Annotated in this window: 26 protein-coding genes; 11 read left to right on the top strand and 15 right to left on the bottom strand. The window is 61.7% G+C overall.

Features of this window, described 5'->3' with window-relative positions; all coding sequences use genetic code 11:
• Positions 1-10 precede the first annotated feature (10 nt).
• Together BMZ42_RS04400 and BMZ42_RS18230 are read right to left on the bottom strand one after the other, a co-directional pair.
• On the bottom strand, positions 11-1,267 hold the full coding sequence (locus BMZ42_RS04400) for a DNA-packaging protein (RefSeq protein WP_420492442.1): 1,257 nt from the start codon (positions 1,265-1,267) through the stop codon (positions 11-13).
• Positions 1,185-1,718 (bottom strand): hypothetical protein, encoded by a 534-nt coding sequence (locus BMZ42_RS18230; protein ID WP_244523150.1) that lies wholly within the window; start codon positions 1,716-1,718, stop codon positions 1,185-1,187. The genes BMZ42_RS04400 and BMZ42_RS18230 overlap by 83 nt, the downstream gene beginning before the upstream one ends.
• A 243-nt stretch (positions 1,719-1,961) precedes the next feature.
• On the opposite strand from BMZ42_RS18230, the gene BMZ42_RS04395 reads away from it, so the two are divergent.
• From BMZ42_RS04395 to BMZ42_RS04385, 3 genes are read left to right on the top strand one after another with little or no spacing between them, the layout of a single operon-like run.
• Positions 1,962-4,112, top strand: coding sequence for a transglycosylase domain-containing protein (locus BMZ42_RS04395; protein ID WP_091519439.1), 2,151 nt, complete (start codon positions 1,962-1,964; stop codon positions 4,110-4,112).
• A 12-nt stretch (positions 4,113-4,124) separates the two neighbouring features.
• Entirely contained in the window at positions 4,125-4,709 is a 585-nt protein-coding gene (locus tag BMZ42_RS04390; RefSeq protein WP_091519118.1) for a DUF1214 domain-containing protein, read from the top strand.
• On the top strand, positions 4,702-5,244 hold the full coding sequence (locus BMZ42_RS04385; RefSeq protein ID WP_091519116.1) for a DUF1254 domain-containing protein: 543 nt from the start codon (positions 4,702-4,704) through the stop codon (positions 5,242-5,244). Before BMZ42_RS04390 ends, BMZ42_RS04385 begins: the two co-directional genes overlap by 8 nt.
• 4 nt (positions 5,245-5,248) lie before the next feature.
• On the opposite strand, the gene BMZ42_RS04380 is transcribed toward BMZ42_RS04385, so the two are convergent.
• The gene (locus BMZ42_RS04380) at positions 5,249-5,431 is read right to left on the bottom strand and encodes a hypothetical protein (RefSeq protein WP_091519114.1); all 183 of its coding nucleotides are present in this window, start codon (positions 5,429-5,431) and stop codon (positions 5,249-5,251) included.
• A 323-nt stretch (positions 5,432-5,754) separates the two neighbouring features.
• On the opposite strand from BMZ42_RS04380, the gene BMZ42_RS04375 reads away from it, so the two are divergent.
• The 3 genes from BMZ42_RS04375 to BMZ42_RS04365 all read left to right on the top strand — a co-directional run bounded on the left by BMZ42_RS04375 (position 5,755) and on the right by BMZ42_RS04365 (position 8,557).
• Entirely contained in the window at positions 5,755-6,207 is a 453-nt protein-coding gene (locus BMZ42_RS04375; protein WP_091519437.1) for a Ros/MucR family transcriptional regulator, read from the top strand.
• Positions 6,208-6,649: 442 nt separating this feature from the next.
• On the top strand, positions 6,650-7,456 hold the full coding sequence (locus BMZ42_RS04370) for a SapC family protein (RefSeq protein WP_091519111.1): 807 nt from the start codon (positions 6,650-6,652) through the stop codon (positions 7,454-7,456).
• A 195-nt stretch (positions 7,457-7,651) separates the two neighbouring features.
• The gene (locus BMZ42_RS04365) at positions 7,652-8,557 is read left to right on the top strand and encodes a hypothetical protein (protein WP_139207847.1); all 906 of its coding nucleotides are present in this window, start codon (positions 7,652-7,654) and stop codon (positions 8,555-8,557) included.
• On the opposite strand, the gene BMZ42_RS04360 is transcribed toward BMZ42_RS04365, so the two are convergent.
• From BMZ42_RS04360 to BMZ42_RS04350, 3 genes are read right to left on the bottom strand one after another with little or no spacing between them, the layout of a single operon-like run.
• Positions 8,538-8,885, bottom strand: a complete 348-nt coding sequence (locus BMZ42_RS04360) for a DUF1491 family protein (RefSeq protein ID WP_091519106.1) — start codon at positions 8,883-8,885, stop codon at positions 8,538-8,540. The genes BMZ42_RS04365 and BMZ42_RS04360 overlap by 20 nt on opposite strands.
• Before the next feature lie 5 nt (positions 8,886-8,890).
• Positions 8,891-9,742: a peptidoglycan-binding domain-containing protein gene (locus tag BMZ42_RS18225; RefSeq protein ID WP_244523149.1), complete on the bottom strand. Its 852-nt coding sequence runs from the start codon at positions 9,740-9,742 to the stop codon at positions 8,891-8,893.
• Between the two features lie 10 nt (positions 9,743-9,752).
• A complete protein-coding gene (locus BMZ42_RS04350) occupies positions 9,753-11,429 on the bottom strand; it encodes a sensor histidine kinase (RefSeq protein WP_091519101.1) in 1,677 nt (558 codons plus the stop codon).
• Between the two features lie 548 nt (positions 11,430-11,977).
• Between BMZ42_RS04350 and BMZ42_RS04345 the strand changes: the two genes are divergently transcribed.
• Together BMZ42_RS04345 and BMZ42_RS04340 are read left to right on the top strand one after the other, a co-directional pair.
• A complete protein-coding gene (locus BMZ42_RS04345) occupies positions 11,978-12,322 on the top strand; it encodes a DUF5330 domain-containing protein (RefSeq protein WP_091519099.1) in 345 nt (114 codons plus the stop codon).
• Positions 12,323-12,382: 60 nt separating this feature from the next.
• Entirely contained in the window at positions 12,383-12,820 is a 438-nt protein-coding gene (locus BMZ42_RS04340; protein ID WP_091519096.1) for a SufE family protein, read from the top strand.
• A gap of 51 nt (positions 12,821-12,871) precedes the next feature.
• On the opposite strand, the gene BMZ42_RS04335 is transcribed toward BMZ42_RS04340, so the two are convergent.
• The 4 genes from BMZ42_RS04335 to BMZ42_RS04320 all read right to left on the bottom strand — a co-directional run bounded on the left by BMZ42_RS04335 (position 12,872) and on the right by BMZ42_RS04320 (position 15,065).
• A complete protein-coding gene (locus tag BMZ42_RS04335) occupies positions 12,872-13,663 on the bottom strand; it encodes a DUF6456 domain-containing protein (RefSeq protein WP_091519093.1) in 792 nt (263 codons plus the stop codon).
• A complete protein-coding gene (locus BMZ42_RS04330) occupies positions 13,653-14,087 on the bottom strand; it encodes a helix-turn-helix domain-containing protein (RefSeq protein ID WP_244523148.1) in 435 nt (144 codons plus the stop codon). The genes BMZ42_RS04335 and BMZ42_RS04330 overlap by 11 nt, the downstream gene beginning before the upstream one ends.
• A gap of 294 nt (positions 14,088-14,381) precedes the next feature.
• Positions 14,382-14,522, bottom strand: a complete 141-nt coding sequence (locus tag BMZ42_RS17930) for a hypothetical protein (RefSeq protein WP_175556631.1) — start codon at positions 14,520-14,522, stop codon at positions 14,382-14,384.
• 114 nt (positions 14,523-14,636) lie between these two features.
• Positions 14,637-15,065 (bottom strand): Ros/MucR family transcriptional regulator, encoded by a 429-nt coding sequence (locus BMZ42_RS04320; RefSeq protein WP_091519433.1) that lies wholly within the window; start codon positions 15,063-15,065, stop codon positions 14,637-14,639.
• Between the two features lie 375 nt (positions 15,066-15,440).
• Here BMZ42_RS04320 and BMZ42_RS04315 point away from each other — a divergent pair, with 375 nt between their 5' ends.
• Positions 15,441-17,540: a S9 family peptidase gene (locus BMZ42_RS04315; RefSeq protein WP_091519431.1), complete on the top strand. Its 2,100-nt coding sequence runs from the start codon at positions 15,441-15,443 to the stop codon at positions 17,538-17,540.
• A 48-nt stretch (positions 17,541-17,588) separates the two neighbouring features.
• On the opposite strand, the gene BMZ42_RS04310 is transcribed toward BMZ42_RS04315, so the two are convergent.
• From BMZ42_RS04310 to BMZ42_RS04295, 4 genes are all read right to left on the bottom strand, one after another.
• Complete coding sequence (locus BMZ42_RS04310) at positions 17,589-18,515, bottom strand: cytochrome c (RefSeq protein ID WP_091519088.1); 927 nt, start codon at positions 18,513-18,515, stop codon at positions 17,589-17,591.
• 21 nt (positions 18,516-18,536) lie between these two features.
• A complete protein-coding gene (locus tag BMZ42_RS04305) occupies positions 18,537-18,968 on the bottom strand; it encodes a c-type cytochrome (protein WP_091519085.1) in 432 nt (143 codons plus the stop codon).
• 168 nt (positions 18,969-19,136) lie between these two features.
• Positions 19,137-19,739 (bottom strand): superoxide dismutase, encoded by a 603-nt coding sequence (locus BMZ42_RS04300; RefSeq protein ID WP_091519083.1) that lies wholly within the window; start codon positions 19,737-19,739, stop codon positions 19,137-19,139.
• 105 nt (positions 19,740-19,844) lie between these two features.
• The gene (locus tag BMZ42_RS04295; protein ID WP_175556630.1) at positions 19,845-20,723 is read right to left on the bottom strand and encodes a branched-chain amino acid aminotransferase; all 879 of its coding nucleotides are present in this window, start codon (positions 20,721-20,723) and stop codon (positions 19,845-19,847) included.
• 317 nt (positions 20,724-21,040) lie between these two features.
• Here BMZ42_RS04295 and BMZ42_RS04290 point away from each other — a divergent pair, with 317 nt between their 5' ends.
• Positions 21,041-21,790 carry a L,D-transpeptidase gene (locus tag BMZ42_RS04290; protein ID WP_091519080.1) on the top strand — a complete coding sequence of 250 codons (750 nt, stop codon included), beginning with the start codon at positions 21,041-21,043 and terminating at the stop codon, positions 21,788-21,790.
• Between the two features lie 56 nt (positions 21,791-21,846).
• Here the strand turns inward: BMZ42_RS04290 and BMZ42_RS04285 are convergent, their stop codons facing one another.
• The gene (locus BMZ42_RS04285) at positions 21,847-23,418 is read right to left on the bottom strand and encodes a helicase HerA-like C-terminal domain-containing protein (protein WP_091519077.1); all 1,572 of its coding nucleotides are present in this window, start codon (positions 23,416-23,418) and stop codon (positions 21,847-21,849) included.
• Positions 23,419-23,656: 238 nt separating this feature from the next.
• Between BMZ42_RS04285 and BMZ42_RS04280 the strand changes: the two genes are divergently transcribed.
• Positions 23,657-25,126: a methylmalonyl-CoA mutase family protein gene (locus tag BMZ42_RS04280; RefSeq protein ID WP_091519075.1), complete on the top strand. Its 1,470-nt coding sequence runs from the start codon at positions 23,657-23,659 to the stop codon at positions 25,124-25,126.
• Positions 25,127-25,145 lie beyond the last annotated feature (19 nt).

Genomic DNA, 25,145 nt, shown 5'->3' with positions numbered 1-25,145 from the left:
CTGTTCCCATCTAGCTCAGGTTGCGGATACGCGGCCGGTTCGCGCGGCCAAGCAGCAATTCCGTAATCGCCCACACCAGCGCATCGACGCGGTCGGGCGAGCGGCCATTCGACAACCCGTCGGGGCCGAAATCGCACATCTCGTCTTCCAGTTCGGCAAAGCGCGCGCCATGCAGCACTCGCCCCTGCGCATAAAGCGCCGCCACCGGCTCGGCGCGCAGCCACTTGCCCCGGCTGGCGCGCACCTCGCGCACCGGCACTGCTGCATCCACCGTGCGCAAAACGGCGCTCACCATCTCGCCGCCCTGGTTCACCTCGGCAACGATGCAGTCGGCCTCGTAATCGCGATAAAGCGCCACCGCGCGCGCCGCCCAGTCGCTTGGCTTTGCACGTTCCAGCGTTGCGTCCTGCAGCACCACCGCGCGCTCATCTGCGTCCAGTCCGGCAACGATCAACCCGCAGGCATCCGAAGTCCTGCGCGACGTTGCCGGCGGGTCGACCGCCACCACGATCCGGCGCAGTTCGCCGTATTCGCCGGCCACGCTCTCCAGCTGCGCGCGCGTCCACAGCGCATCGGCGCGGTCCTCGATCAGTTCGCCATCCAGCTCCTGCCGCCCCAGCCGCGTCCCGCCATAGCGCCGGCGCATCATCTCCATGAAACCGGTTGCGAGGTTTTCCGCGTTCTCCACCGTCGGCATTCGCGTCAGCGTGATGTGCGGATCGCGCATCAACCGCTTCATCAGCCCGGTCGGCTTTGGTGTCGTGGTGATGATCTGCTTCGGGCGCGGTCCCAGCCGCAAACCGAATTGCAGCATGTCGAAAACCTCCTCGGCATGCTTCCACTTCGCCACCTCGTCGCACCAGGCGGCGGAAAATTGCGGTCCGCGCAGACTGTCGGGGTCTTCCGACGAAAACACCTGCGCAACGGCTCCTGTCGTCCACAGCAGCCGGCGCCGCGTCGCCTCATAGCGCGGCGGATCGCTCGGATTGATCGCGACAAGGCCGGACGGGCCGTCGATCATCACCTCGCGCACGTCACCAAGCGTCTCGCCGACCAGCGCGATCTGCATGTAGCGCTGGTCGCGCTCGGTAAAGGGCGGCAGCCCGCGCGCCATCGCATTGACCCATTCGGCCCCCAGTCGGGTCTTGCCCGAACCGCGACCGCCGACGACCAGCCAGCTGTCCTCAATTGCCAGCAGCGGGTATTGCGGCAGCCTTGCGCTTCTTACCCACGCCTCTGCCAGCGCCGGCACCAGTTGCGGCCGCACGGTCCTGCGCAACCATCTGGTCTGCGAGGGCACGTGCAAGAGCGATGATGCGCTCGTTGATACGTTCGAGAACGGTGGCCAGGTCTTCATCGTCCTGCTTCTGTTTTTTCGCCACGGCTTCTTCCGGCCGCTGGATTTCATTGATCTTGTCGATGGCGCGCAGCATCGTCAGCACGGCGTCGATCTCGCCGCGTTCCATGCGCCCTTCCTCCTCGGCGGCGCGTTCGCTCACCGCTTCCAGCTTGTCGAGCAGCTTGCTGACAATCGGCCTGATGCGGTTGTGAATGTCGGCACTTGCCGCCGGCGTCAGGTTCCACTCCTCGCGCACGGCCAGAAGGCGCAGGCAGCGCGGCGAGCGGCCGGACACATCCGCCAGAAGTTCGATCGAAGGATGCGCGCCTTCGGCCAGCGCGCGCAATGCCCGCAGCCGCGCAATCGGTCGCTTCACCATCACCGTGCTCATTGTCTGGAATTGTGCCGGTCTGTCCTGCCACCCCTTGGGCGCATTTCTCCGACGTTACCCAGAGACTACCATCGCACCGTACGGGGTGGAGATAATTTGCCACGGTGTGCGGGTGAAATTTACGATCCCGGTGGAATTAACTTTCGCTTCTTGTAGGGCGTGCCAAAATGAGCCAGAAAGTTTTGTACTCGGCCTTTGCGTATTTGAGGCCGATGGGTGGGCGTTGGCGGCATGGACAATCCTTCGAAGCGACGGAAACTCAAGGCACCTCGGGCCACCCGGTTGCTTGCAGTCGACGCTTGGATTGACTCCACGCTCTACGAGGCCGGTTTCAAGGCCCGCGAAACGTGGGAAAACCTCACCATCTTCTTCCGCCGCTTCAAGGTCACCGGCTGGCGGCGCGGCGTCGTCGAGATTGCCAGCGAGAGCTTCACCTGGGGCACGGTCGGCGCCATCGCCATGGTCGCGCTCGCCATGCCGGCCTTCGAGGAAACGTCGAAGGACTGGCGCAGTCAGGGCGATTACGCCGTCACCTTCCTCGACCGTTACGGCAACGAGATCGGCCAGCGCGGCATCATCCAGCGCGATTCCGTTCCCGTCGACGAACTGCCCGATCACGTCATCAAGGCGGTGCTGGCCACCGAGGACCGGCGCTTCTTCGAACATTTCGGCATCGACTTCATCGGCCTGGCGCGCGCCATGGGCGAAAATGTCCGCGCCAAGTCGGTCGTGCAGGGCGGCTCAACCCTGACCCAGCAGCTGGCGAAAAACCTGTTCCTGACCAATGAGCGCTCGATGGAGCGCAAGATCAAGGAAGCCTATCTGGCTTTGTGGCTGGAATGGAACCTGACCAAGAAGGAAATCCTCCAGCTCTATCTCGACCGCGCCTATATGGGTGGCGGCACCTTCGGCATCGCGGCCGCCGCCGATTTCTATTTCGACAAGAACATCAAGGATGTCACCGTCGCCGAGGCGGCGATGCTGGCCGGACTGTTCAAGGCCCCCGGCAACTACGCCCCCCACATCAACCTTCCCGCCGCCCGTGGCCGTGCCAACGTCGTCCTGTCCAACATGGTCGAGGCTGGTTTGATGACCGAAGGTCAGGTTCTGTCGGCGCGGCTGCACCCGGCCACTTCCGTCGACCGCGCCGGGCGCGACAGCCCGGATTATTTCCTCGACTGGGCGTTTGAGGAGGTCAAGAAGATCGCGCCGAAACATGGGCCGCATGCGCTGGTGGCGCGCACCACCATCGACATGAATTTGCAGAAGGCCGCCGAGGAATCGCTGGAGTTTCATCTGCGCCAGAACGGCCCTGCCTACAAGTTCTCTGAAGGCGCCATCGTCATGGTCGAGAACAACGGCGCGGTGCGCGCGCTGGTCGGCGGCAATGATTATGGCCGCAGCCAGTTCAACCGCGCCACGCGGGCGATGCGCCAGACCGGCTCGTCGTTCAAGACCTATGTCTACACTGCCGCCATGGAAGCCGGCTTCAAGCCCGACGACGTCATCTCCGACGGCCCCATCACATGGGCCGGCTGGTCGCCGCGAAACTATACCCGTGGCTATGCCGGGCGCGTCACGCTGGCCTCGGCGCTGATCCGTTCGCTCAACACCGTGCCGGTGCGGCTTGCCAAGGAGCATCTAGGCATTCCCGCCATCGTCGAAATGGCGGCGAAGATGGGCGTCGAGTCCGAGCTGAACGGCCACCGCACCATGGTGCTCGGCACCTCGGAAATGACCGTGATGGATCAGGCCACCGGCCACCTCACGCTCGCCAATGGCGGCTTTGCGGGCTCGCGCCATGCGATCACCCAGCTCGTCACCCATTCCGGGCAGGTGGTCTATGATTTTTCGCGCGATGCGCCTGAGCCACACCGCGTCGTTTCCGAGCAGGCTGTCGCCTCGATGAATTCGATCATGGTGCAGATCCCCGAAACCGGCACGGCGCGCCGCGCCGCCCTGCCCGGCATCCGCGCCGCCGGCAAGACCGGCACCACGCAGGCTTATCGCGATGCGTGGTTCGTCGGCTATACCGGCAATTACACCGCTGCCGTCTGGCTCGGCAATGACGACTTCACCTCCACCCGCAACATGACCGGTGGCACGGTTCCGGCCATGGTCTGGCAGCGCCTGATGGCCTATGCGCACCAGAACGTCGAACTCAAGCCGATCCCCGGCATCGAGGCCCCGTTCCTCGACCGCAAACCCGCCGCTGCGGTTGCGTCCGCCTCCGCGGCGGAACATGACGCCACCGCCGAGCAGGAGCGGCCTTCCATCCTGTCGGCACGCACCACGAGATTGCTGGTTTCGATGGCGGAGATGTTCGAGACCGCTCCGGCGCTGACTACCTCGGCGCCGTCCGACAACCTGTCTTCGCTGTAAGCCAAGATCGAGATGCTGAGATCCTTTCTTCTGACCATTACAACGCTTGCCATCGCCCTGGGCGTCGGTGCAGGCAGTGTCTGGTTCGCGCTCGACCGGGATTTCGAGTTCGGCACCATCACCATTGGCAGCTGGAAGGCCTTTGCCACCCGTGGCACGCCGGAGGCCGATCCCTATTCAAAGGCGCGTTTTTCACGTGAGGCGGACCTAGCGCTCGGCAGCGCCGAAGGCATCACCTTCATCGCCCGTCAGGACGATAGCGGCGCGCCCCTGCACCTGCACTGTGCCTATCGCATCGCCGGGCCGCTGCCGCCGGCGCGCTTCTGGACCCTTCATGCGCGCGATGCCTCCGGCAAGGTCATCCACGCGCCCGGCACGCGTGCGCCTGCACTGCATTCCTATGCCCTGCTGCGCGACGGCGACAACAATGTCGCCACCACCGTGTCGCGTCATCCCTCCCCCGGCAACTGGCTTGCCGTCGAAGGCAATGGCGAGTTCAGCCTGGTGATGACCTTCTACGACACCGCCATGGCGTCCGGCGCGCGCATCACCGAGATCGAACTGCCGCAGATCACGCAGGTGGGCTGCGATGGCTAGGTTTCTTCACGCCATCATTCTCGGCCTCGTCGGCGCCGGCATCATCCACATCGCCGTGCTGCTGATGGTTCCGGCCTATTCGCAGCGCGACGCCTGGTCGGCCCTGTCGGAGCTGTCGAACTACAACAATGTCACCCGCCTCGACCGTCCGGGTGCCGAGCCGGTGATCGGCTCCATCGATCCGCTGTTCAACGTTGTCGGCTGTCGTTTCGATCTGAGCGATGGCGTGGTGCGTCTGCTCGGCGGCGGCAAGATCCCCTACTGGTCGATGTCGGTCTACAACCGCGCTGGCCAGAATATCTTCAGCGTCAATGACAGCTCGACCTCCGGCTCCAGTTTCGACTTCGTCATCGCGACGCCCGCGCAGATGATCGAGTTGCGCAACACCATGCCGGCGGATTTCGACCGCTCGATTTTCGTCGAGGCAGACATCGACGAAGGCATCGTTGTGGTGCGCGCGTTCACGCCCGATGAAAGCTGGGAAGAGACCATCGCCACCTATCTTGCGGGGCTGGCCTGCACGTCACAGGAATGATCGCTCAGCGCACCTTGCGCCGCGGACGTCTGCCCTTCTCGGCCGACGCAGCCTTTGGCTCGTCATCATCCGGATACGCTTCATAGCGTACTCCCGGAAAAATCACGATCTGGGCCGGTGGCCCTGATCCCGGCCGCGCGCCTTCACGCGCAGAGCGGACGACAAATGGAAGTATCGTTGCTGTCATGACCTCGCTCGCGTTTCGGTTCAATCCGGAGCAGACGCTACGCCTCCGCGAGGAATAGCAGCAGGACAGAGTTAACAGGCCGTTAAGCCGCACTATGTCCCTGGTTCAGCGAGCATCAGAACCTCACCTATGCGGGTAATTGATGAGGCTATTCTTTCCATTCATGAACTTGACAGCGCCAGCCAGCATCAAGTTCAGCTGAATGCTCAAATCAAGAAGAAAATCAATATCCAAACTGTAAAATCTGGCAGCTGGAGACAGTTTTACTGATTGTGTTTTCGTTTGTGTTTGGCATAATTTCGCGAATCATAAAGGCATATCGAATGACTGACCAAGACGAAACAAAACACGCTCTCATGAGCCGAGTTGCACGCATCACACGTGCATATGTAACCAACAATCCGCTTCAGGCTGGCGAGCTGCCCGCTCTGATCGCCAGTATCCATTCCTCGCTCGAAACCCTTTCATCACCCGAAACGCCGCTAGAGGCGCCGACACCGCATGTGCCGGTCAAAAAATCGGTGACAAACGACTATATCGTCTGTCTTGAAGATGGCTTGCGCTTCAAGTCGCTCAAGCGCCATTTGCAGGCGAGCCACGGGATGACCCCTGAAGAATATCGCGAAAAATGGGGCCTGCCGCCGGACTATCCGATGACTGCCAGTTCCTACTCGCAGTCCCGGTCGCGAATCGCCAAGGACATGTCCTTCGGACGCAAGCCCGGCACCAAGGTGAAACCCCGCGCAAAACCTACCACGGAAACTGTGCAGGACTGATCCCTAGCAACGCGTCCTCCCCCCCCCCCAGCGACGCGCCAGATCTCCTGCCCCCACAAACCGTGTGACATCGCCCTCGCCGCGCTCTGACGCCGGGCCCACATTCCTCCCCTGAACGCCTCCCCCTCCGCTTGTCTCGGAGGGCATGCCATTGCGCCCGAGGCCTCATCTGCCTCACCGGCAACTCCACATTGAAACATGTCCCTAAACCGGTTCCCACTTACAGGAGACATGCTCCTGCATTTACGCATGTCTGTATCCCGAAACCGGTTCTCACTTTCAGGAGACATGCGATAGTCTTGCAGGCTATTGGTAGCTTGATACAAACTTCTTTGTATAAGTACGCGTTCGTCCAGTTTTCATTCACAGCGCTGGAATTCTCGGGCCGGTTTGTTTCCAATCAAACCTGTCTGATCTGGCAGCAACCACATCCGGGGTTTTCATGAGCGGCAATTTTGAGCTGATCCGTCACGAAACGCATGGCGACAAGGCGTGGAAGCGCTTTAGCGGTTACCAGTTCGCTCTTGGCGCGAATACCGCGCATCTTGCGGCGCAGGAAATCGCCAAGGCCGCGCTGGTGATGCCGCTGGCTTTCATGCAGGTCGAAGCAAAAGTGTCGCTCGTCGCGATATGCGGGCTCCTGCCGCAGCAGAACCTTTTTGTCGCGCCCGACGGACGCTGGGCCGGCGCCTATGTGCCAGCCGTGTTTCGCAGCTATCCGTTCAAGCTCGCCAAATCCGGCGAGAACAATCTCTCGCTCTGCATCGACACCGACAGTGGCCTGCTGGTCAATCGCAGCGAAGGGGAAGCCCTGTTCAACGACGACGCCAGCCCGACCCAGGCTGTCCAGCAAGTGATGCAGTTCCTCGCCCAGATCACCCAGGGCCAGGAAACGGCAAGCCGGGCCGCCACCGCGCTGTCGCAGGCCGGCCTGCTTGAGCCATGGCCGATCAGGGTGCGCGAGGCGGAGGGCGAGCGCGAGGTAAACGGCCTGTTGCGGGTCAACGAACAGGCGCTCAACAGCCTCGACGACGAGAATTTCCTGCCCCTGCGCAAGACCGGCGCGCTTCAGCTTGCCTATGCCCAGATGCTCTCTTCGGGCAACATGGAAGTTCTGGCAAAACTCGCCCAGACGCATGAAGCGATCCGCCAGCGGCAGGAAGCAGCCAATGCCGAGCACCAGCGCCTGCTTCAGCCCAATGGCAGCGACACCGCCGCAATCGACTGGAGCAAGATTTTCAACGATTGAGCACACGCTCCGTTTCTGCCTGAACAAGCATTGCAAGGCCTGCCGGTAAGATACTGACAGGCCGGGATAAAACTTTTCCGCCGCGCCAAAACAGTTAACACGCCGCTAACAAATTACCGTTAGTTTTAGAGACCTGCGGTCCGTCGCCTGCGCGCGCGGCCCGGCGTCCGATTGTGTGCAGTACAGGCGTTTCTCGTGTCCCAGACGAGCCTTCTCAAACTCAGCTCTCACCGTGCGGCGGGCAAGCCGGAGCGCCTGTTGCGTTCGGCGGTCACGGCGTTCAGCGCCATCGCGCGGCCGACGCGGCGCGAGACGGCGCAGCTGGACGACCTCGCCGTACCCCTTCTCGGCTCGGTCAGCGACGAGACGCTGCGCTTTGCCGCCGCCACGCTGTCCGATTCGCCCTATGCCCCGCCAACCCTCGTGCGCCGCCTGTGCGACATGTCGGTCGACATCTGCGCGCCGCTTTTGATGCGCTCGCCGGTGCTGAACGGCATCGACCTCATCGCCCTGATCGGACGCCACGGCCTGCCCCACGCACGCGCCATCGCCGCCCGCAAGGAGCTCGATCCGCGCATCGTCCGGCTGATTGCATCGCTCGGTGCGTTCGAACAGGATCACACGCCCGATAAGGCCGATGTCACCCGCGACCGGCTTTTGACGATGATGCGCTCGGCGTCCGAAACCACCGGCCCGGTCAAGGTGCCGGAGCCGCGCCTGCGCTGGGAAGAGCGCCCCGACGGCTACCGCAAGCTGCGCTCCACCGCGCTGGCTGGCGTGCCGACCCTGTTCCAGATCGCCCTTGCCGACGCCCTCGAAATCACCCTCGACACAGCACGCACGCTGTTTGGCGGCGATGACATGTCACCGCTGATCGTCGCCTTGCGCGCGCTCGATCTGTCGGAAGAGCAGGCGTTCCTGATCTGTCAGTGTGCAGGCTCGTCCCGCGCCAGCGACGCGCGCGCCGTGCGCCGCTTCATCGATGCCTTCCAGAGCATCACCGACGCGCAGGCAGATGCCGTCGTCGCCGCCTGGCGCAATCGCCCGGCTGCCGCGCGTTCCAGTCACAATGCCAATGAATTCAGGGCGTCGTCAGGCTGACAAGCTCGCGCAATTGCGCCTCGTCCAGTTCAAGCTCGACGATCCACAGGTCGGAATCGAACCGCAATTCGCGGGCGATGCGTGCCTGGATCTCATCCTCGTCCTGCGTCTGAAGAACCTGCGCGAATAGTCGCTCGGTGGGCCGATCTTCGTCATAGTCGGCCTGCGCAGCGGGGACATAGAGCCAGGCATCGCCAAACCGGTCGCGCCGCACCAGCAGCACCGTTCCGGCTTCCGCCGCGCCCTTGCGCGAGACGGCGGCAAAGCCGTTGGCTGCAAAGACCCGCCTTACGAGCGCGGAGACCCAGAAATCCGTGGTGACGCGCATCGGCGTCAGCTCGTCAGGCCGATTTCGCGCATCTTGGTCAGCAGCGCCTCGTCCGGCTCGCCGGTTTCGGGCAGTCCGAACAGCGACTGGAACTCCAGGATCGCCGATTTGGTTCGCGCCCCGACGACGCCGTCGATGGTGATGCCGTCATTGCCGAATGCCTTCAGCCCCGCCTGAATGCGCATCACCATCGTGTCGCCGCGCGGTGCGGCAGATGCGGTTTCGATCAGGTCGGTCCCAGGCGACGCCTCGGGCTGCACGGTTTCAGGCTGTGTCGGTGCCGTACTTGCCACACGTGCGCGCGCGCCAAGCTGGGTCAGCAGCTGGTCGTCGATCTCGCCCGAAGCGCCAAGACCGACCATTTTGCGATAGGTCTCGATGGCCGCGCGGGTCTGCGGCCCGGTCAGGCCGTCGACGCCGCCGGTATAGATGTTGAGCCGCTTGAGGATTTCCTGCACCTCGGCCACGACCGGATTGCCGGAAACTGCGGCTGGCGGCTGCTGCGCGGCCACATTCGCGGCGTCCTGCGGCACGAACGGCGTCGGCGCGGTTTGCGGCAGATCGTCGACGCCCATGCGCTCTTCCAGCGTTGCGTCGCGCTCGTCGCCGCCACGCTCAAGCCGGATCACCGTCTCGACCGTATCCGCGCCTGCGCCGGTCTGAGCGCCAGCACCCCATTGCGAAGGAAGCGGGCGCGTCGAAAAGAACGCGCTGCCATGCGCGTGCGGCTGATACCAGATCGCGTTGGCGGTAACGTAGAAGAATGCCACGGCAAAGGCGGTCAGACCGCCGACGGTCAGGCGATGGCGCATCAGAAATGCGCCAATGCCGGCCTCGTCGCCGAAATCGTCGATCATCCGGGAGTTTCTAGGCGATCTTGCGGAGCGCGATGCCATGTCTCTCCCCTGCTTCGTCGCCGGCAGCTTGCGCTGCTTCCGAGTCTTTCCTGCTGTCATCTTCACTCAATGCCGCCGCCGGCAGGCCGACCGTCACGGTCGTTCCCAGTCCGGGGGCGCTTTCAATACTCATCGTGCCGCCATGCAGCGTCACCAGGCCCTTCACCAGCGACAGGCCAAGGCCGGTGCCCTGGAACTGGCGCGTATAGTCGTTCTGCACCTGCATGAACGGCCGGCCAAGCTGGTTCAGGTCGTCGGCAGCGATGCCGATACCATTGTCGTTGACGAAAATGCGGATCGTGTCGCCCGTCTGCGCCGCTGAAACGCTGACCTGCCCGCCTGTCGGCGTGAACTTGATCGCATTCGACACAAGGTTGAGCAAGATCTGCTGCACCGCGCGCTGGTCGCCAGCCACATCTTTCAGCCCGCCTGGCAGGTTCACCGACAGCGCAACGCCCTTCTCGGCAGCCTGCGGCTCCAGCATCGCCCGGCACAGATCGACCGCCGGACGCAGCGCAAATGGCTCGACATTGATGTGATACGAGCCGGACTCGATCTTCGACACGTCGAGGATCGCGTTCACCACCGACAGGAGATGATTACCGGCCTCGCGGATCAGCGCGATGTTTTCCGACTGCTTGGCCGTCAAATCGCCCGAAATCTCGCGATGCAGCAGCATGTCCGAGAAGCCGATGATGGCGTTCAGCGGCGTGCGCAGTTCGTGGCTGACAGCGGCAAGGAAGCGGCTCTTGGCAATTTCGGTGGCGCTCGCCTGTTCGCGCGCCCATTCCAGTTCCTCGCGCAGCGATTCCACATCGCTGACATCGCGGATCACGCCGACCACATTGCGGCTGTGCAGATCGTCCTTGACGATCTCGATCTCGAACGCGCGGTAGCCGCGACCTTCGCCACCGGCCATCACCGGCAGGCGCAGGCGCACCGAGCAGCGACGTGGCTGGCCATCGTCACGCGTATCGGCCACGGCGCACAGCATCGCCACGCGGTCGCCGACATGCACGCGCTCGAACAGGCCGCTGCCCAGCAGCAGCTCCGGCTCAAGATGCAGGATCTCGCGGGCGCGCGCCGACACGCTTTCCGTCTCGCCAACCGCGTTCATCCGCACCACGACAGCATCGAGCGCAGTTTCCGGGATCGACACCGGGCCGACGGCGCGCGGGCTCATCGTGTCATGATCGGCTTCGAGCTTCCGTGCGGCCCAGCTGGCGGCGTAAAGTGCCGGCGACAGCCAGTCGAGCAGCGTTGCAGCAGGGCCGCCCACGCCACCCGTCAGCATCATGGCGGCTCCGATAGCTGCCATCCCGATTGCGCCGGCAATGCCAGCGCTGCGCGCCGAACCGGTCACCCACCACGCCTCGATGGCGATGGCAGCCAGAAGCACCATCGCCGCAACCGACAAGCCCCCGCTGGTGACCACCAGCGCCGCAACGCCCAGCGAAGCCAGCGACAGGCCAGCCCATTCAGCAAGGCGCGACGAGCCGGTCATCGCAATCGACAGCCCGGCCAGCCAGGATGCGGCGAAGGTCAGGCACAACACGATCAGCGCCGGTGCCGAGCTCGACACAGTGAGCGCCGACTGGACAATCGCAGGGGTGGCGATGAAAGGGGCAGCCAGAAGCAAGCCGAGCATGCGGCGCTGGCGTCCACGACGCGCACCGCTCACCGACGGGTGTACAAGGCGGTCGCATCCTGCGACCGCTCCGGCAAACCAATCTTCAGCTCTGGGGGCATTTGAAGTCACTCAACGCACTCGCACACTGTCCGCTTTGCGGATCGAACTCTTTGTCTGGACACTCGCATCTGCGGTTTAAGGAATGGATAAACGAGGCTGCTTTCGCGGCCTCACAGCGGCGATCCAGCGGCAAAACTGGCCTTTTCACCCCAGCGATTGTTGTCATGGTAAACAGAGCGTAAGTGCTTCTGAAGGCAGGATTTTTGCCGTTTTCGTCACATCCCGACCGGCTGCGGTTCAAATTTGATCCGTATTTTCAATAAGTTGTCGCAAACGCTGATTTGCGCGTTCACGCCGTCTCACGGCGCTTGCGGCGGCTGCGCGCCAAATAGCTAAAATTTGATCCAAATCTTAGCAGCGTGAAAAAGCCCTCGTTGGTGTGTGTCTGCCATTGTCGTTCTGGTCGAGCGGATCGGGGAAATGTCCGCGCAGGACGAGGTATCGAAATGGGCTTCTTGATCAAATCCGTCTTCTGGCTGTCGCTGGTGCTTCTGCTGATCCCGTTCGGGGGGCAGAACGCAGAGGGCGAAACCAATGTTGGCGCATTGGACACTTTTCTGGCGGCGCGCGCTGTCGTCACCGACATGGCCAATCTGTGCGAACGTCGCCCGGATGCGTGCGAGATCGGCAAGTCCGCGCTCAACACAATTGGCGTGCGCGCCAAGGAAGGCGCCCGCATTGCCTATGGCCTTCTCGATGAGCACTTCGGCGAAAAGCAGCCGCTGCACACCGGCTCCGTTGCACCTTCCCTGCCCTTGCCTGCGGAGCTGCCGGAGCCTGTTGCCGAGTGATCAGCGCCAATTGCCCGTTAAAGGGTGACGAGACGACGGCGACGCATTATATGCGTGGTGATGACTACGACCATTGATACTATCCGCGACGACTTTGCCTTCCTCGACGATTGGGAGGAGCGTTACCGCTACATCATCGAACTGGGCAGCAACCTTGCGCCCTACCCCGATGCCTTTCGCGATGACATCCATCGCGTGCCCGGTTGCGTCAGCCAGGTCTGGCTCCACAGCAGCCCCGATGCAGCCCCCGATCCGGTCATCGCCTTCTCCGGCGACTCCGATGCCCATATCGTCCGCGGCCTTGTCGCAATCATTCTTGCGCTCTATTCGGGCCGCAAGGCGTCCGAGATCGTCGCCATCGACGCCGAAGCCACGCTGCGCGAGCTTGGCCTGCACGAGCATCTCAGCCCACAGCGCGCCAACGGCCTGCGCTCGATGGTTAAGCGCATCCGCCTCGAAGCCGAACAGGCTCTCAACACTGCGCCGGCTGCGCATTAGCTGAAGCAATTCCCGCAAAAGGGCGCAGCGGTTCTGCGGTAAGAGAAGCCGCTAAGGCGCAAGACGGGCATCTGAAAGATCGCGAGGCGCATCAGGTTTCAGCTCCGGCCTATAGTCGGCCGCGCCCCAGCGCAGGATTGTAGTTCTGTTGCCAGGTCGCTGTGGCTCATAGTGGCGGCTCAGCGCGCTCAAGGCGGATTTCAGCATGATCTTTGCTGAGCGCGCCGGCCAGAAGCGTTCGCGCTCGACCGCCTCCAGCCCTTTCAGGAAGCAGCAGACGTCAATCAGCACGCCCGCAAATTCCGGGCCGACCGCGGTGATTGCCTTCTCAACCCGTTCCCGTGCCGCCAGCGCAGTGTCCGTCAATCCCGTCAAGCCATTGGGATCGCGCGTTGATTTTCCCGCGCCTCCCGCTGCATCCCAGTTGATGCCAAGACGCGGCATGATCTGTGCACGCGTATAATCGGCGCGCAGTCTTTCGCCGGCATTGAACTCCTGCGCGCTCAAGAACCGCGCGCCGCTTCTATCGCGATGCCGCCACAGCATGCCGAGCGGTGACTCGGAAATGTTGACGTTCACACTTGCCGGCCCATCCGCCGTCATGACCGTTTCCCGAACCGTCGCGCGCCCGGCATCGGCATTTTCCGGCGCGAGCGCGAGCCGGTCGCCCTGAGCCAGCATCCGCTTCTCCCCGACCAGTCGCCGCACACTCGCCGCCGAAACCGCGATCGTCCCGCCATCCGCACTCTCGACCAGCACCCGGCCGCAGCCCGAAACCGTCATGCGCGCCTCGCCTGTCTTGAGAAAACGCAACAGCCTTGCTTCATCCCTGTCAGGTTGCATTTGAAAGCCCCGCATTCTTGTGGGGCTGGCCGAAGGCTGCCGCGACGACCTTCTCCATCCGGCTCACCATCGTGTCGAATTCGATATCGTCGCGCAGATCCTCGACCTGATGACAGGCGTGGAGGACCGTCGTGCGATCCCGTGCGAATCCCTGGCCGACATCCTTCATGCTCAGGCCCAACTCGACATGCGTCACATACATCGCGATCTGCCGGACTCGCGCGACACTGAGGAGCGAGCGACCCGGCTCGCGCAATTCCTTCCCACTGACGCCAAACAGGGCGGACGCGATGTCAATCACCCCGTCACAAGCCACTGAAATTCGCTCCGCACGGCTCAGCCGGGCAATGTCGATTTCGATCGGGCGCGAACAGCATTCTGTCCGATCCGGTTCCCATTCCTTTTTGAGCACTGAAGATCGCACGTTCCACCCCTGCGTTATAGGAATAATTACTTATACCCACGCAGAACGATGAAGTGAACAAAAAGAGAACAAGAATTCTGCTGATATAGTTCAAGCAGTTGTTTTGATTGAACTTCTCAGGACATCCCCAACAATCCCATCCACCCGTGTTTCGGTGCCGGAAAAATTGTCACGCGCTCAAAGCAAACACAGGGATCGGATGTGACGGAAACATTATCGAGTGAGATCAGACACTTCCGGCAGGTCCGGCTCGAACACGCCCGCATTGCGCAGGAAATGATGGCTTTGCAGCTTCTAGCCGGCATCGATCTCGCCCAGGCCGGCAGTCTCAGCGGCCAAGGGCTCGCCCATCTTCTGCTTCGCCTCAACAGGCTGATCGAGAAAGAACGCCAGCGCGGAATCCGCAAGCATTGGAGCTATAATCTGGATCGACATATTGCCCTCAAGCAAGCATTCGATAGACTCAATCAAAATTGCAGAAGATTATGCGCAAACAAAAAGGGTAGCGCCTAAGCGCTACCCTTTTTGTACTTCAGATCTGTACGTAGCTTACTTAGCCGGCGCGCGCTTGCGACCCAGCCCCATCTGCTTCGCCAGCTGCGAACGTGCAGCGGCATAGCTTGGTGCTACCATCGGATAGTTCGGCTCAAGGCCCCACTTTTCACGATACTGGTCCGGCGTCAGACCATAATGCGTCATCAGATGACGCTTCAAGGACTTGAATTTCTTACCGTCTTCCAGACAGATGATGTAATCATCCGTCACGGACTTCTTCGGATTTACAGCCGGCTTCTGCTTGTCAGCAGGTGCCTGCTCAGGCGCACCGCCCACGCGGCCGAGTGCTGCATGAACGTCTGCAATCAGATTTGGCAGTTCGCCTGCCGGCACCGGATTGTTACTGACATAAGCCGACACAACATCGGCAGTCAGTTCGATCAGCATCTCATCGCCTTTGGGTTGAGACTCGCTAATATCCATCATTTGGCCCCAGTAAGTTGAAAACACAACGTGATCCAGACGTCGAAGACATCTGGAGTGTGATACCGGGACGCTTGTTGCCGCGTCCTGCGATTCGTACCACGTGTGCATACATGGGACCCTCGTTAGGACAAGTCAATTCAACATAAGGGCGCATCTGAAAAAGCGAGTGAATAATAAGTATAGTCCGATCACCGTTTCTTGTATTACCAAAAATTTAACCAAGCGGTCAGAGATATCGTCATATCTGAACGTCAAATTAGCGCCGCCTCATATACCAGGAGGGACGGCTGACCTGCTTGCGATAGCCGCGCGGCAGTCCGATAAGATGGGCTGTAACCGCCTCTGCAGAACATGAATCCCGAAAGATCTGCCATGACACGCCGCCAATATTTCAAGCCGCAACCAGCCCCCACGACACTGAAACGACCCGTAGAGGACACGCGCCACGGCATCAGCCGAACCGACGAGTATGCATGGCTTCGGGCGGCTAACTGGCAGGAAATGTTCAAGAATCCGGCAACGCTGGATCCCGCGATCCGCACCCATCTTGAGGCTGAGAACGCGTATCAGGACGCCCTCATGGGCAATACTCTGGAGCTGCGCCAGAACCTGTTCGAAGAAATGAAAGGTCGGATCAAGGAAGACGATTCGAGCGTCCCGATGAAGGACGGTGCTTATGCCTATGGCTCGTCATTCCGCCTCGGTGGACAGTATCCCCGCTACTTTCGCACCCCTCGCGAAGGTGGCCCGCAAACCATCCTGCTCGATGGCGACAAGGAGGGAGAAGGCGCGGCCTATTTCTCTCTCGGTGGCATAGATCATTCGAATGACCACAAAAAATTGATCTGGGGTTATGACGACAAGGGCTCCGAATTTTACACGCTCAAGATCAGAGATCTTGAGAGTGGAATTGATCTCGAAGATGTGATCGAGAACACCGGCGGCTCCGGCGAGTGGAACTCGGAAAATACCGGCTTCTTTTACACGCGCCTGGATGACAACCACCGCCCGTCGCAGATCTTCTATCATGATATTGGGCAGGCCGCGTCGCAAGACCGCCTTGTCTATGAAGAAACTGATCCCGGCTTCTTCATGGATGTCGGCGGAACGCGCCTGCGCGACTGGATCATGATCTCGGTCAGCGATCACGAAACCAGCGAATATCGCCTTCTTCCCGCAAACCAGCCGGATGCCGAGCCGGTGCTTGTCAAGGCGCGCGAAACCGGGGTTCAGTATGATCTTGAAGAAGGCGGCGACGTGTTCTTCATCCTCACCAACTCCGGAGGTGCCAAGGATTTCCGGATCATGACGGCCCCCGTCTCCGATCCGCGCGAGGAGAACTGGACCGAGCTGGTGCCACACGAGCCGGGCCGGTTGATCCTGTCGGTGATCGGGTTCCGCAACTTCCTCGTCTGGCTGGAACGTCGCGACGGCCTGCCGCGCATCGTCGTGCGCCAGCGCGATACCGGCGAAGAACATGCCGTTGCATTCGAAGAAGAGGCCTATTCGCTTGGTCTGGCAGGCTCTTACGAATACGACACCGAGACGATCCGCTTTTCCTATTCGTCAATGACGACACCTGCGCAGGTCTTCGACTATGACATGCGCACGCGCGAGCGGGTGCTGCTGAAGACGCAGGAAGTGCCGTCCGGCCACAACGCCGCCGACTATGTGACGCGGCGGCTGATGGCCCCTGCCCCGGACGGGGAACTGGTTCCTGTCTCGGTTCTCTATCGCAAGGACACCAAGCTGGACGGCTCTGCGCCATGCCTGCTTTACGGTTACGGCTCCTACGGCATCACGATCCCGGCGTCGTTCAACACCAATTGCCTGTCGCTGGTCGACCGTGGTTTCGTCTATGCCATCGCCCATATCCGCGGCGGCAAGGACAAGGGCTATACCTGGTATGACGATGGCAAGCGCGGGAACAAGACCAACACTTTCAGCGATTTCATCGCCGCCGGTCGCCATCTCGTCGCGGAAGGTTTCACCGGCCATGACCGCATCGTCGCGCAAGGCGGTTCTGCCGGCGGGATGCTGATGGGAGCGGTGGCGAACATGGCGCCGGCAGACTTCGCGGGGATCATCGCCGAGGTGCCGTTTGTCGATGTGCTCAATACGATGCTCGACGCGACCCTGCCGCTGACGCCGCCGGAATGGCCGGAATGGGGCAACCCGATCGAGTCGGAAGAGGACTACCGCACCATCGCTTCCTACTCGCCCTACGACAATGTCAGCGCGCAGGATTATCCGCCGATTCTGGCAGTCGCCGGGCTGACCGATCCGCGCGTGACCTATTGGGAGCCGGCAAAATGGGTTGCCAAACTGAGAACCCACACGACCGGCGATAGCCCGATCCTGTTCAAGATCAACATGGATGCCGGCCATGCCGGCGCGTCGGGACGGTTCTCACGGCTTGAGGAAGTCGCCTACGGCTATGCGTTCGCGCTGAAAGTTGTCGGCAAGGCCTGACGAACAGACAAGGCCGGTGCCTTCCGCACCGGCCTTCTCGTGATGTGCTCAGTAACCGTTGGGATGAGCGGGAATGGCTTTCAGGTAGGCCGCCATCGCCTCGCGATCCGCTGCATCGAGTTCCGAAATGTTGCGCACGACGGCTGCCATGGTGCCGCCAACGGAATCGTATTCCGGGGTAAAGCCGCTGGACAGCAATTCGGCTATGTCGCCCTCGGTCCAATCGCCGATGCCGTCGTCGCTGGCCGTGATGTTCGGGATGGGGCGTCCGCCTGTTTCCATCGCCGCTGCGCCCGCCATCCACTGCGATGTGTCGAGCGCGCCAAACGCATTGCGCGGCGTATGGCACTCGGCACAATGCCCCATGCTTTCAACCAGATATTGGCCACGCTGAAGCTGCTCGGAAGGGTTGTCGAGCACCGCAACCGGCGCCTCGTCGAGGAATGCCGCTTTCCACAAGCCGATGCCCCGCCGCTGATTGAACGGGAACGGGATCGCAACCGTCTCCGCCTTGCCCTCCACAGCCGGCAGCGTCTGCATGAAAGCATGCAGGTCCGCCACGTCCTGCGGCTTCATCCGTGCGTAGGAGGCGTAAGGAAATGCCGGATAATAGTGCTCACCTTCCGGCGACACTCCACGCATCATGGCGTTTGCAAGATCGGCAACGGACCAATTGCCGATGCCATCGGTGGGGTGCTGCGAGATGTTCGGTGCCACGAAGGTGCCGAACCCGGTTTCGAACTTCATGCCGCCACCCAGCGCCAGACGTTCCTCGCCGCTCGCGCCCGAAGCCGCGTGGCAGGAGGCACATCCCGACGCAAAGAACACCTGCTCGCCATTTGCGACATCACCCGGCCCAAGAGCAGCAAGCGTCGCAGCATTGAGGCGCTGCGGCGCGCTGGCGAACCAAAGGGCAGCGCCCACGGCCACAACTGAAACCGCGCCTGTCAGTGCAACTTTTTTCAGGACCGACATCGGGCAATTGTCCGTTGAATTTTAGAGACGGAAGGCTTCGTGGCAGGTGCCGCAACCAGCGCCAACCGGGCCGAACGCAGCGCGGAAGGATTCCAGATCCTGCGGTGCAGCGGCGAGCGCGGCGGCAGTCGCTTCAGCGAACTTGTTCGTCGCGTCCTGAAAAGCCTCGCGCTCCGACCAGATCTTTGGTCCAGCCTTGGTGTCGCCGGTTTCGCTGCCTGCCGGGTAGAATTTCTCGACGTCCATCGCCGCCTGCGCACGGGCGTTCAGCTTTTCGAGGGCGTCCAGAATGGTCGCGGCGTCAAACTCGGTCTTGCCCTGTGCTGTCGGCCCCAACACACGCATCAGGCCGCCGCGCTCTTTCATGTCAGCCTTGCGATCAGCGATCGGATCGGCGGCTGCGGAGGTCACAGCGACGACAAGTGCTGCGGCAGCAAATGCGAAAAACTTCATAGGGTCCACTCCGTAATCTGACTGATTTTACCGCTTGGGGCGCGACGCCATCTTCGCGGAAACGAACAGGGACGGAATTCACAACGACCGGCTCGCGGTCAAATCTGCGTGAACACGCGAAAGGAAAGCCCCGCCGTAGCGGGGCTTCGAACTCGTAAAACCGGCAGCTTACTTCGATGCGGCTTCGTACATTTCCAGGACGTAGTCCCAGTTAATGAGGCTGTCGACGAACGCCTCGAGGTACTTCGGACGCGCGTTGCGATAGTCGATGTAGTAGGAGTGCTCCCACACGTCGACGCCGAGAATTGGCGACGCGCCGTGAACCAGCGGGTTTTCGCCGTTCGGGGTCTTGGAGATTTCGAGCTTGCCGTCCTTGACCGACAGCCATGCCCAGCCCGAGCCGAACTGCGTCGTGCCGGCATTGATGAAGTCGGCGCGGAACTTGTCGTAGCCGCCGAGATCCGAGTCGATCGCCTTCTGCAGCGCGCCTGGCAGGCTCTTGCCGCCGCCGTCCTTCTTCATCCACTTCCAGAAATGGATGTGGTTGTAGTGCTGGCCAGCGTTGTTGAAGAGGCCCTGGTTCTTGCCATAGGACTGCTTCACGATCTCTTCGAGGGACAGGCCGTCCATGCCGGCTTCAGCTGCAAGCTTGTTGCCATTGTCGACATACGCCTTGTGGTGCTTGTCGTGATGGTACTCAAGCGTTTCCTTCGACATGAAGGGCTGCAGCGCCTCGTAGGCATACGGAAGTTCCGGAAGTTCAAAGGCCATAGCAAAATCTCCCTCGCTGAAATGGCTTGGATGGTTAGGACTCTTACATAGGCAGCGGTCGCGGAGAAGCAACCGCGCGCCCAGATTGTTCCGTCTCGACGCCGCTTAGCGAACCGCGTCAGCGTGAGCCCATTCCCAATAAAGTGCGCGGGCCTTCTTGGCCACTGCTCCCGGCTGCAGATCACGATTTTCTATGCGCGTGATCGGCACCACCTTGGAATGGTTGCCGGTGGAGAAAATCTCGTCAGCATCGAGGAAGTCACGCGCGTTCAGCGTCTTTTCGACAACCGTGTGGCCAGCCTCAGTCAAGAGACCGATGGTGCGGGCGCGGGTGATGCCGGACAGGAACGAGCCATTGGCAACCGGCGTGAACACGACGCCATCCTTGACCATGAAGACGTTGGACAACCCGGTTTCGCAAACATTGCCAAGCATATCGAGAACCAGCGCATTATCGAAACCGCGCGACTTCGCCTCCAGAATTGCCCGACCATTGTTGGGATAAAGACAACCCGCCTTGGCGTTCGTCGGCATCGTCTCAAGCGAGGGGCGGCGGAATGGCGAGACGGTAACGGAAAAACCGGTCGGCTCCAGCATCGGCGATTCGTAAAGGCACAGGCAGAAGCGCGTCGATTCGGGATCGGCGGGGACGCCGAGATAGCCGCCATGCTCCGCCCAATACATCGGACGGATGTACACCGCCGTGTTGCCGTCGAATTTCTTGAGCCCGTCCCGCGCCAGGCCGATGATCTCTTCGGTGGTTTTCGTCGGCTTCAGGCCAAGCGCGATGGCCGAAGCGTTGACGCGCGCGCAGTGCTTGTCGAGGTCAGGCGAAATGCCCTCGAACCAGCGGCCGCCGTCAAACACGCTGGAACCAAGCCACATCACGTGACTGCGCGGACCGACGATGGCCACATTACCCTCGTGCCAGTCGCCATCGACATAGGTCCAGGTCGTGCTGTCTGCTGTTTCCACCAAGCTCATGATGTTCACCTCTTCTGATCTTTTGCTGCATCGAAACGGCTTTGACCAAGCACGTCAATCGACAAGACCTTCTTTTCCGCAGGGCCAACATGAGTTTCCCTGCCTGCCCGGCCCCCAATCGTGCGTCGCAAACCACGCCGCTGTTGCCGCAGTGCAACATTCGCCTGTTGGCCCCGCGTTAGGCATTTGTTATCCATGTTTCTGACAAATTCTGAATTGCTTGCCTGCGGCGTCGGATTGGGGTGTGTTCCGTGCGAACCATCAGTCATCTCGACTTCGTCTGCACATCCGCACACCTGAACACTTATGGAGCCGTCGTGGCCATCGACCTCACCCGCAATACAGTTTCCAGACGTACGCTCCTGTCCGCAGCAGCGACGACCGCAGCTACCGCAGCACTTGCCGGCTGCAACACCTCGTCGCCAGCAACGCCGCCGATCGCAAAGCCTGTGATCCCACCGCCACCAGAGACGCTGGGTTCCGCGGTGACGATGTACGCGGCGGTCGAAGACGGCGGACACAAGGTTCCGGGCGTGCCGGTCGAAAAGATCGACAAGCGCTTCCTGCGTCAGATCGTTGCCGATCCGACCGGCGAAGCACCCGGCACGGTGGTGATCGATACCGGCAGCCATTTCCTCTACGTCGTGCAGCGCTTCGGGCGCGCAATGCGCTATGGCGTCGGGCTTGGCCGGGCAGGCTTCGAATGGTCGGGCACCGGCGTCATCGAATGGAAGCAGCACTGGCCGCGCTGGCACCCGCCGGCAGAGATGATCCAGCGCCAGCCAAACCTCGAAAAATATCGTACTGACTACGATCCCAAGACCAAGGAATGGAAGGGGGGCATGGCACCGGGCATCAGCAACCCGCTCGGTGCGCGCGCGCTCTACATCTATCAGAACGGCAAGGACACGCTGTACCGCGTCCACGGCTCGCCCGAATGGTGGACCATCGGCAAGTCGGTGTCTTCAGGCTGCGTGCGGATGATCAATCAGGACGTCATGGACCTGTATGATCGGGTGCCGGAAAAGTCGCCGATCATCGTCACGTCCGGTCTGCGCACCACCTGACGCGCAACCGTCTCTGTCTTGAAAAGGGCATCCGCAATGCGGGTGCCCTTTTTGATTCAGCGCTTCTTCAGGCTGCCGAGAATGCCGCGCACGATCTCGCGGCCAAGCGTGGTGCTGACCGTGCGCACGATCGACTTGATCGCGGTTTCGGTCACGGTCTGGCGCTGAGAAGTGCGCCCCGACGACTGACGGCGGACCGGCTCGCGAGAGCCGGAGCCCCCCGAATTGCCACCGAAATCCGGAAGCTTCCAGCCGCTCGTGTTGCTGGCCTCGGCCTGCTGCGCTGCCTTGTCGGCCTCTTCACGCGCCGTTGCGGCGTCGGCCGCGCGCTTCTGCAAGATCTCATAGGCCGACTCGCGATCAACGACCTCGTCGTAGAGACCTGCAACCGGGCTGACGCTCATGATCTTGGCGCGCTCATCCGCCGTGATCGTGCCCATGCGCGCTGATGGCGGACGGATCAGGGTCCGCTGCACCATCGACGGGATGCCCTTTTCGGCCAGCGTCGAAACCAGCGCCTCGCCGGTGCCAAGATGCGTGATCATCTCATAGGTGTTGAAGTCGGGGTTGGGGCGGAATGTATCTGCCGCCGTCTTGACCGCCTTCTGCTCGCGCGGCGTGTAGGCGCGCAAGGCGTGCTGCACGCGGTTGCCAAGCTGGGCCAGCACAGTCTCAGGCACGTCGAGCGGGTTCTGGGTGACGAAGTAGACACCGACGCCTTTGGAACGAATCAGGCGCACCACCTGCTCGATGCGTTCCAGCAATGCGCGCGGCGCCTCGTTGAACAGAAGATGGGCCTCGTCGAAGAAGAACACCAGCTTCGGCTTGGCCGGATCGCCAATCTCGGGCAGTTCCTCGAACAGCTCCGACAACAGCCACAACAGGAACGTCGCGTAGAGACGCGGATTCATCATCAGCTTGTCGGCGGCCAGAATATTGACCGCGCCACGGCCATCACGCGTCGTGCGCATGATGTCGGAAATTTTCAGCGCAGGCTCGCCAAAGAAATGGTTTGCGCCCTGCTGCTCCAGCACCAGCAGCGAACGCTGGATCGCGCCGACAGACTGACGCGTGACGTTGCCATAGCGTGCGCCGATCTCCGACGCGCGCTCGGCCATATTGACGAGCATTGCCTGCAAGTCCTTCATGTCGAGCAGCAGCATGCCTTCTTCGTCGGCAATCCGGAACGCGATGTTGAGCACGCCTTCCTGCGCATCGGACAGGTCCATCAGGCGCGACAGCAGCAACGGCCCCATCTCGGAAATCGTCGCCCGCACGGGATGGCCCTGCTCTCCGAACAGATCCCAGAACACAGCCGGATACTGGCTGAGTTCATAAGGCTCGAGCTTGATCTCGGCGGCGCGCTTCTCAAGAAAATCCTTCGATTCGCCCATCATCGAGATGCCGGCGAGATCGCCCTTGATGTCGGCGCAGAAAACGGGAACGCCAGCATCTGAAAACGCCTCGGCGAGAATCTGCAGCGTCACTGTCTTACCGGTTCCAGTCGCTCCGGTGATGATGCCATGGCGGTTGGCAAATTTCAGGAGCAGTTCCTCGGCCTTCTGGTAGCTGTCGTCCGGCAACCGGCTCGCACCAAGAAAAATGCTCGTCTGCTGCGCATCCCACATAAATTTATCTCCCGATATCGTCGCTCCCGGTATAACGGGCGCGGGGGGCACTGCCAATGCGGATCGCACCCTGTCTGGACAATTGAGCGCTGTGGGACGTTGCGATTAAACCACACGCGTTCACGAAATCCTGATACCAGACATTACAACCGTTTTGGGTAGCTCCCCCTGCATTGCGATCACAGCATGGGCGTCCTACCTTAGACACCAAACTGTATCGGCGGTAGCGGGAGTAGATATGGAAGCGGCGATCATCAGCACCGGCAGTTTTCCCCCCATTGACCGTGCGCAATGGCTGGAAGCTCTACGGGGCGAAGCGTTCGCTCGCTCCGGCGAGGCCCCTGTTTCTCCGTCCTATGCGGATCTTCACTTCGAGCAATTGCGCCAGGAACCTGCACGTGCGGGACAGTTTCCGCTGTCGGGAGGCGGCTGGACGATTGTGCAGCGCGTTGACGACGTCAACGCCAAGCGCGCCAACGCGCAGGCGCAATTCGACATCGAAGCTGGCGCGACCGGGCTTGCCATCGTCTTTGAGGGCGCACCAAACGCATTCGGCTATGGCCTTCCAGCGCGGCCCGAAGCCCTGGCGGCGGCGCTGCATAACATACCACTCAACCGAATCTATCTGCGTATCGACGTTCACCCGTCGAGCCGCGTGACGATCGACTGGATCATCGAACTGATGCGCCGCAAGCGCGTCGATCCGAGCCGTCTGAGCCTGTCCTTCGGCATCGATCCGGCAGCCGTGTTCGCTGGCAATGGCAGCCTGCGGATGTCGCTTGAAGCCTTGCGCGCCTCGATGCCACAATCGCTGGCGCATTTCTTCGCGATGGGCATTCCGGCAACGCTGCTGGAAGCCGATGGCCGTGTGCTGCACAATGCCGGCGCGACGGAAGCCCAGGAACTGGGGGCGATGATGGCCGGTGCCGTCTCGCACCTGCGCATGTTCCAGGAAGCGCGCCAGCCGCTGATTTATGCGACGCCGCATATCGGTTTTGCGCTCAGCGTCACCCAGGACCAGTTCCTGTCGATTGCCAAGCTGCGCGCCTTGCGCCTGCTCTGGGCCAAGGCCCAGGAAGCGTGCGGCCTGCAGCCGATTGCCGCCAAGATCCACGCAGAAACTTCTTATCGGATGCTCACGCTGCGCGCGCCGGAAAACAACATCCTGCGCAGTTCGATGGCCGCCTTTGCTGCTGCAGCGGGCGGAGCGGACACGATCAGCGTGCTGCCGCCGAACATTCCGCACGGCCTGCCGGACCGGCGCGGACGTCAGATCGCGCGCAACGCCCAGCTCGTGCTTTCCGAAGAAACACACCTCAGTTCGCTCGCATCGCCTGCGTTCGGCTCGGAAGAACTCAACATCCTCACGGCTTCGCTCTGCGCTGCCGCGTGGGACGAGTTCCGCCAGATCGAAGCTGAAGGCGGCTTGCTGAACAGCCTTGGCAAGGGAATGGTGCAACAGCGCGTGACCGCGGCAAGGCAGCAGGCGCTGGCCCAGATGCAGGGCGGCAAGGTGCGCATCGTCGGCACCAGCGGCCAGCTGCACCTGCGCCCCGATGTCGAAAAGGTCTCGACGCTCAAGGCCGAGCGGCGCGAAGTGCCGCAGGACGGCGTGGTGTTCTGCGACAGCCTCCCGCCGCTGCGCCTTGACGAAATGCTCGATGACGCGAACATCGCCGACGCAGACGCACCAGCCGCCGACGGCTGATGCGTCGGCAGTCCTCGGC

The sequence above is a fragment of the Aquamicrobium aerolatum DSM 21857 genome (genome assembly GCF_900113935.1).
In the GTDB taxonomy this organism is placed as follows: Bacteria; Pseudomonadota; Alphaproteobacteria; order Rhizobiales; family Rhizobiaceae; genus Aerobium; species Aerobium aerolatum.
The sequence above is the reverse complement of the archived record's forward strand: the minus strand, read 5'-3'. Positions and strand labels throughout refer to the sequence as shown.

Coding starts and splice junctions, on each gene's coding strand:
- BMZ42_RS18230 (WP_244523150.1), bottom strand. CDS start 1,718: ATGGTGAAGCGACCGATTGCGCGGCTGCGGGCATTGCGCGCGCTGGCC.
- BMZ42_RS04395 (WP_091519439.1), top strand. CDS start 1,962: ATGGACAATCCTTCGAAGCGACGGAAACTCAAGGCACCTCGGGCCACC.
- BMZ42_RS04390 (WP_091519118.1), top strand. CDS start 4,125: ATGCTGAGATCCTTTCTTCTGACCATTACAACGCTTGCCATCGCCCTG.
- BMZ42_RS04385 (WP_091519116.1), top strand. CDS start 4,702: ATGGCTAGGTTTCTTCACGCCATCATTCTCGGCCTCGTCGGCGCCGGC.
- BMZ42_RS04380 (WP_091519114.1), bottom strand. CDS start 5,431: ATGACAGCAACGATACTTCCATTTGTCGTCCGCTCTGCGCGTGAAGGC.
- BMZ42_RS04375 (WP_091519437.1), top strand. CDS start 5,755: ATGACTGACCAAGACGAAACAAAACACGCTCTCATGAGCCGAGTTGCA.
- BMZ42_RS04370 (WP_091519111.1), top strand. CDS start 6,650: ATGAGCGGCAATTTTGAGCTGATCCGTCACGAAACGCATGGCGACAAG.
- BMZ42_RS04360 (WP_091519106.1), bottom strand. CDS start 8,885: ATGCGCGTCACCACGGATTTCTGGGTCTCCGCGCTCGTAAGGCGGGTC.
- BMZ42_RS18225 (WP_244523149.1), bottom strand. CDS start 9,742: ATGATCGACGATTTCGGCGACGAGGCCGGCATTGGCGCATTTCTGATG.
- BMZ42_RS04350 (WP_091519101.1), bottom strand. CDS start 11,429: ATGCTCGGCTTGCTTCTGGCTGCCCCTTTCATCGCCACCCCTGCGATT.
- BMZ42_RS04345 (WP_091519099.1), top strand. CDS start 11,978: ATGGGCTTCTTGATCAAATCCGTCTTCTGGCTGTCGCTGGTGCTTCTG.
- BMZ42_RS04340 (WP_091519096.1), top strand. CDS start 12,383: ATGACTACGACCATTGATACTATCCGCGACGACTTTGCCTTCCTCGAC.
- BMZ42_RS04335 (WP_091519093.1), bottom strand. CDS start 13,663: ATGCAACCTGACAGGGATGAAGCAAGGCTGTTGCGTTTTCTCAAGACA.
- BMZ42_RS17930 (WP_175556631.1), bottom strand. CDS start 14,522: ATGTCGATCCAGATTATAGCTCCAATGCTTGCGGATTCCGCGCTGGCG.
- BMZ42_RS04320 (WP_091519433.1), bottom strand. CDS start 15,065: ATGGATATTAGCGAGTCTCAACCCAAAGGCGATGAGATGCTGATCGAA.
- BMZ42_RS04315 (WP_091519431.1), top strand. CDS start 15,441: ATGACACGCCGCCAATATTTCAAGCCGCAACCAGCCCCCACGACACTG.
- BMZ42_RS04310 (WP_091519088.1), bottom strand. CDS start 18,515: ATGTCGGTCCTGAAAAAAGTTGCACTGACAGGCGCGGTTTCAGTTGTG.
- BMZ42_RS04305 (WP_091519085.1), bottom strand. CDS start 18,968: ATGAAGTTTTTCGCATTTGCTGCCGCAGCACTTGTCGTCGCTGTGACC.
- BMZ42_RS04300 (WP_091519083.1), bottom strand. CDS start 19,739: ATGGCCTTTGAACTTCCGGAACTTCCGTATGCCTACGAGGCGCTGCAG.
- BMZ42_RS04295 (WP_175556630.1), bottom strand. CDS start 20,723: ATGAGCTTGGTGGAAACAGCAGACAGCACGACCTGGACCTATGTCGAT.
- BMZ42_RS04285 (WP_091519077.1), bottom strand. CDS start 23,418: ATGTGGGATGCGCAGCAGACGAGCATTTTTCTTGGTGCGAGCCGGTTG.
- BMZ42_RS04280 (WP_091519075.1), top strand. CDS start 23,657: ATGGAAGCGGCGATCATCAGCACCGGCAGTTTTCCCCCCATTGACCGT.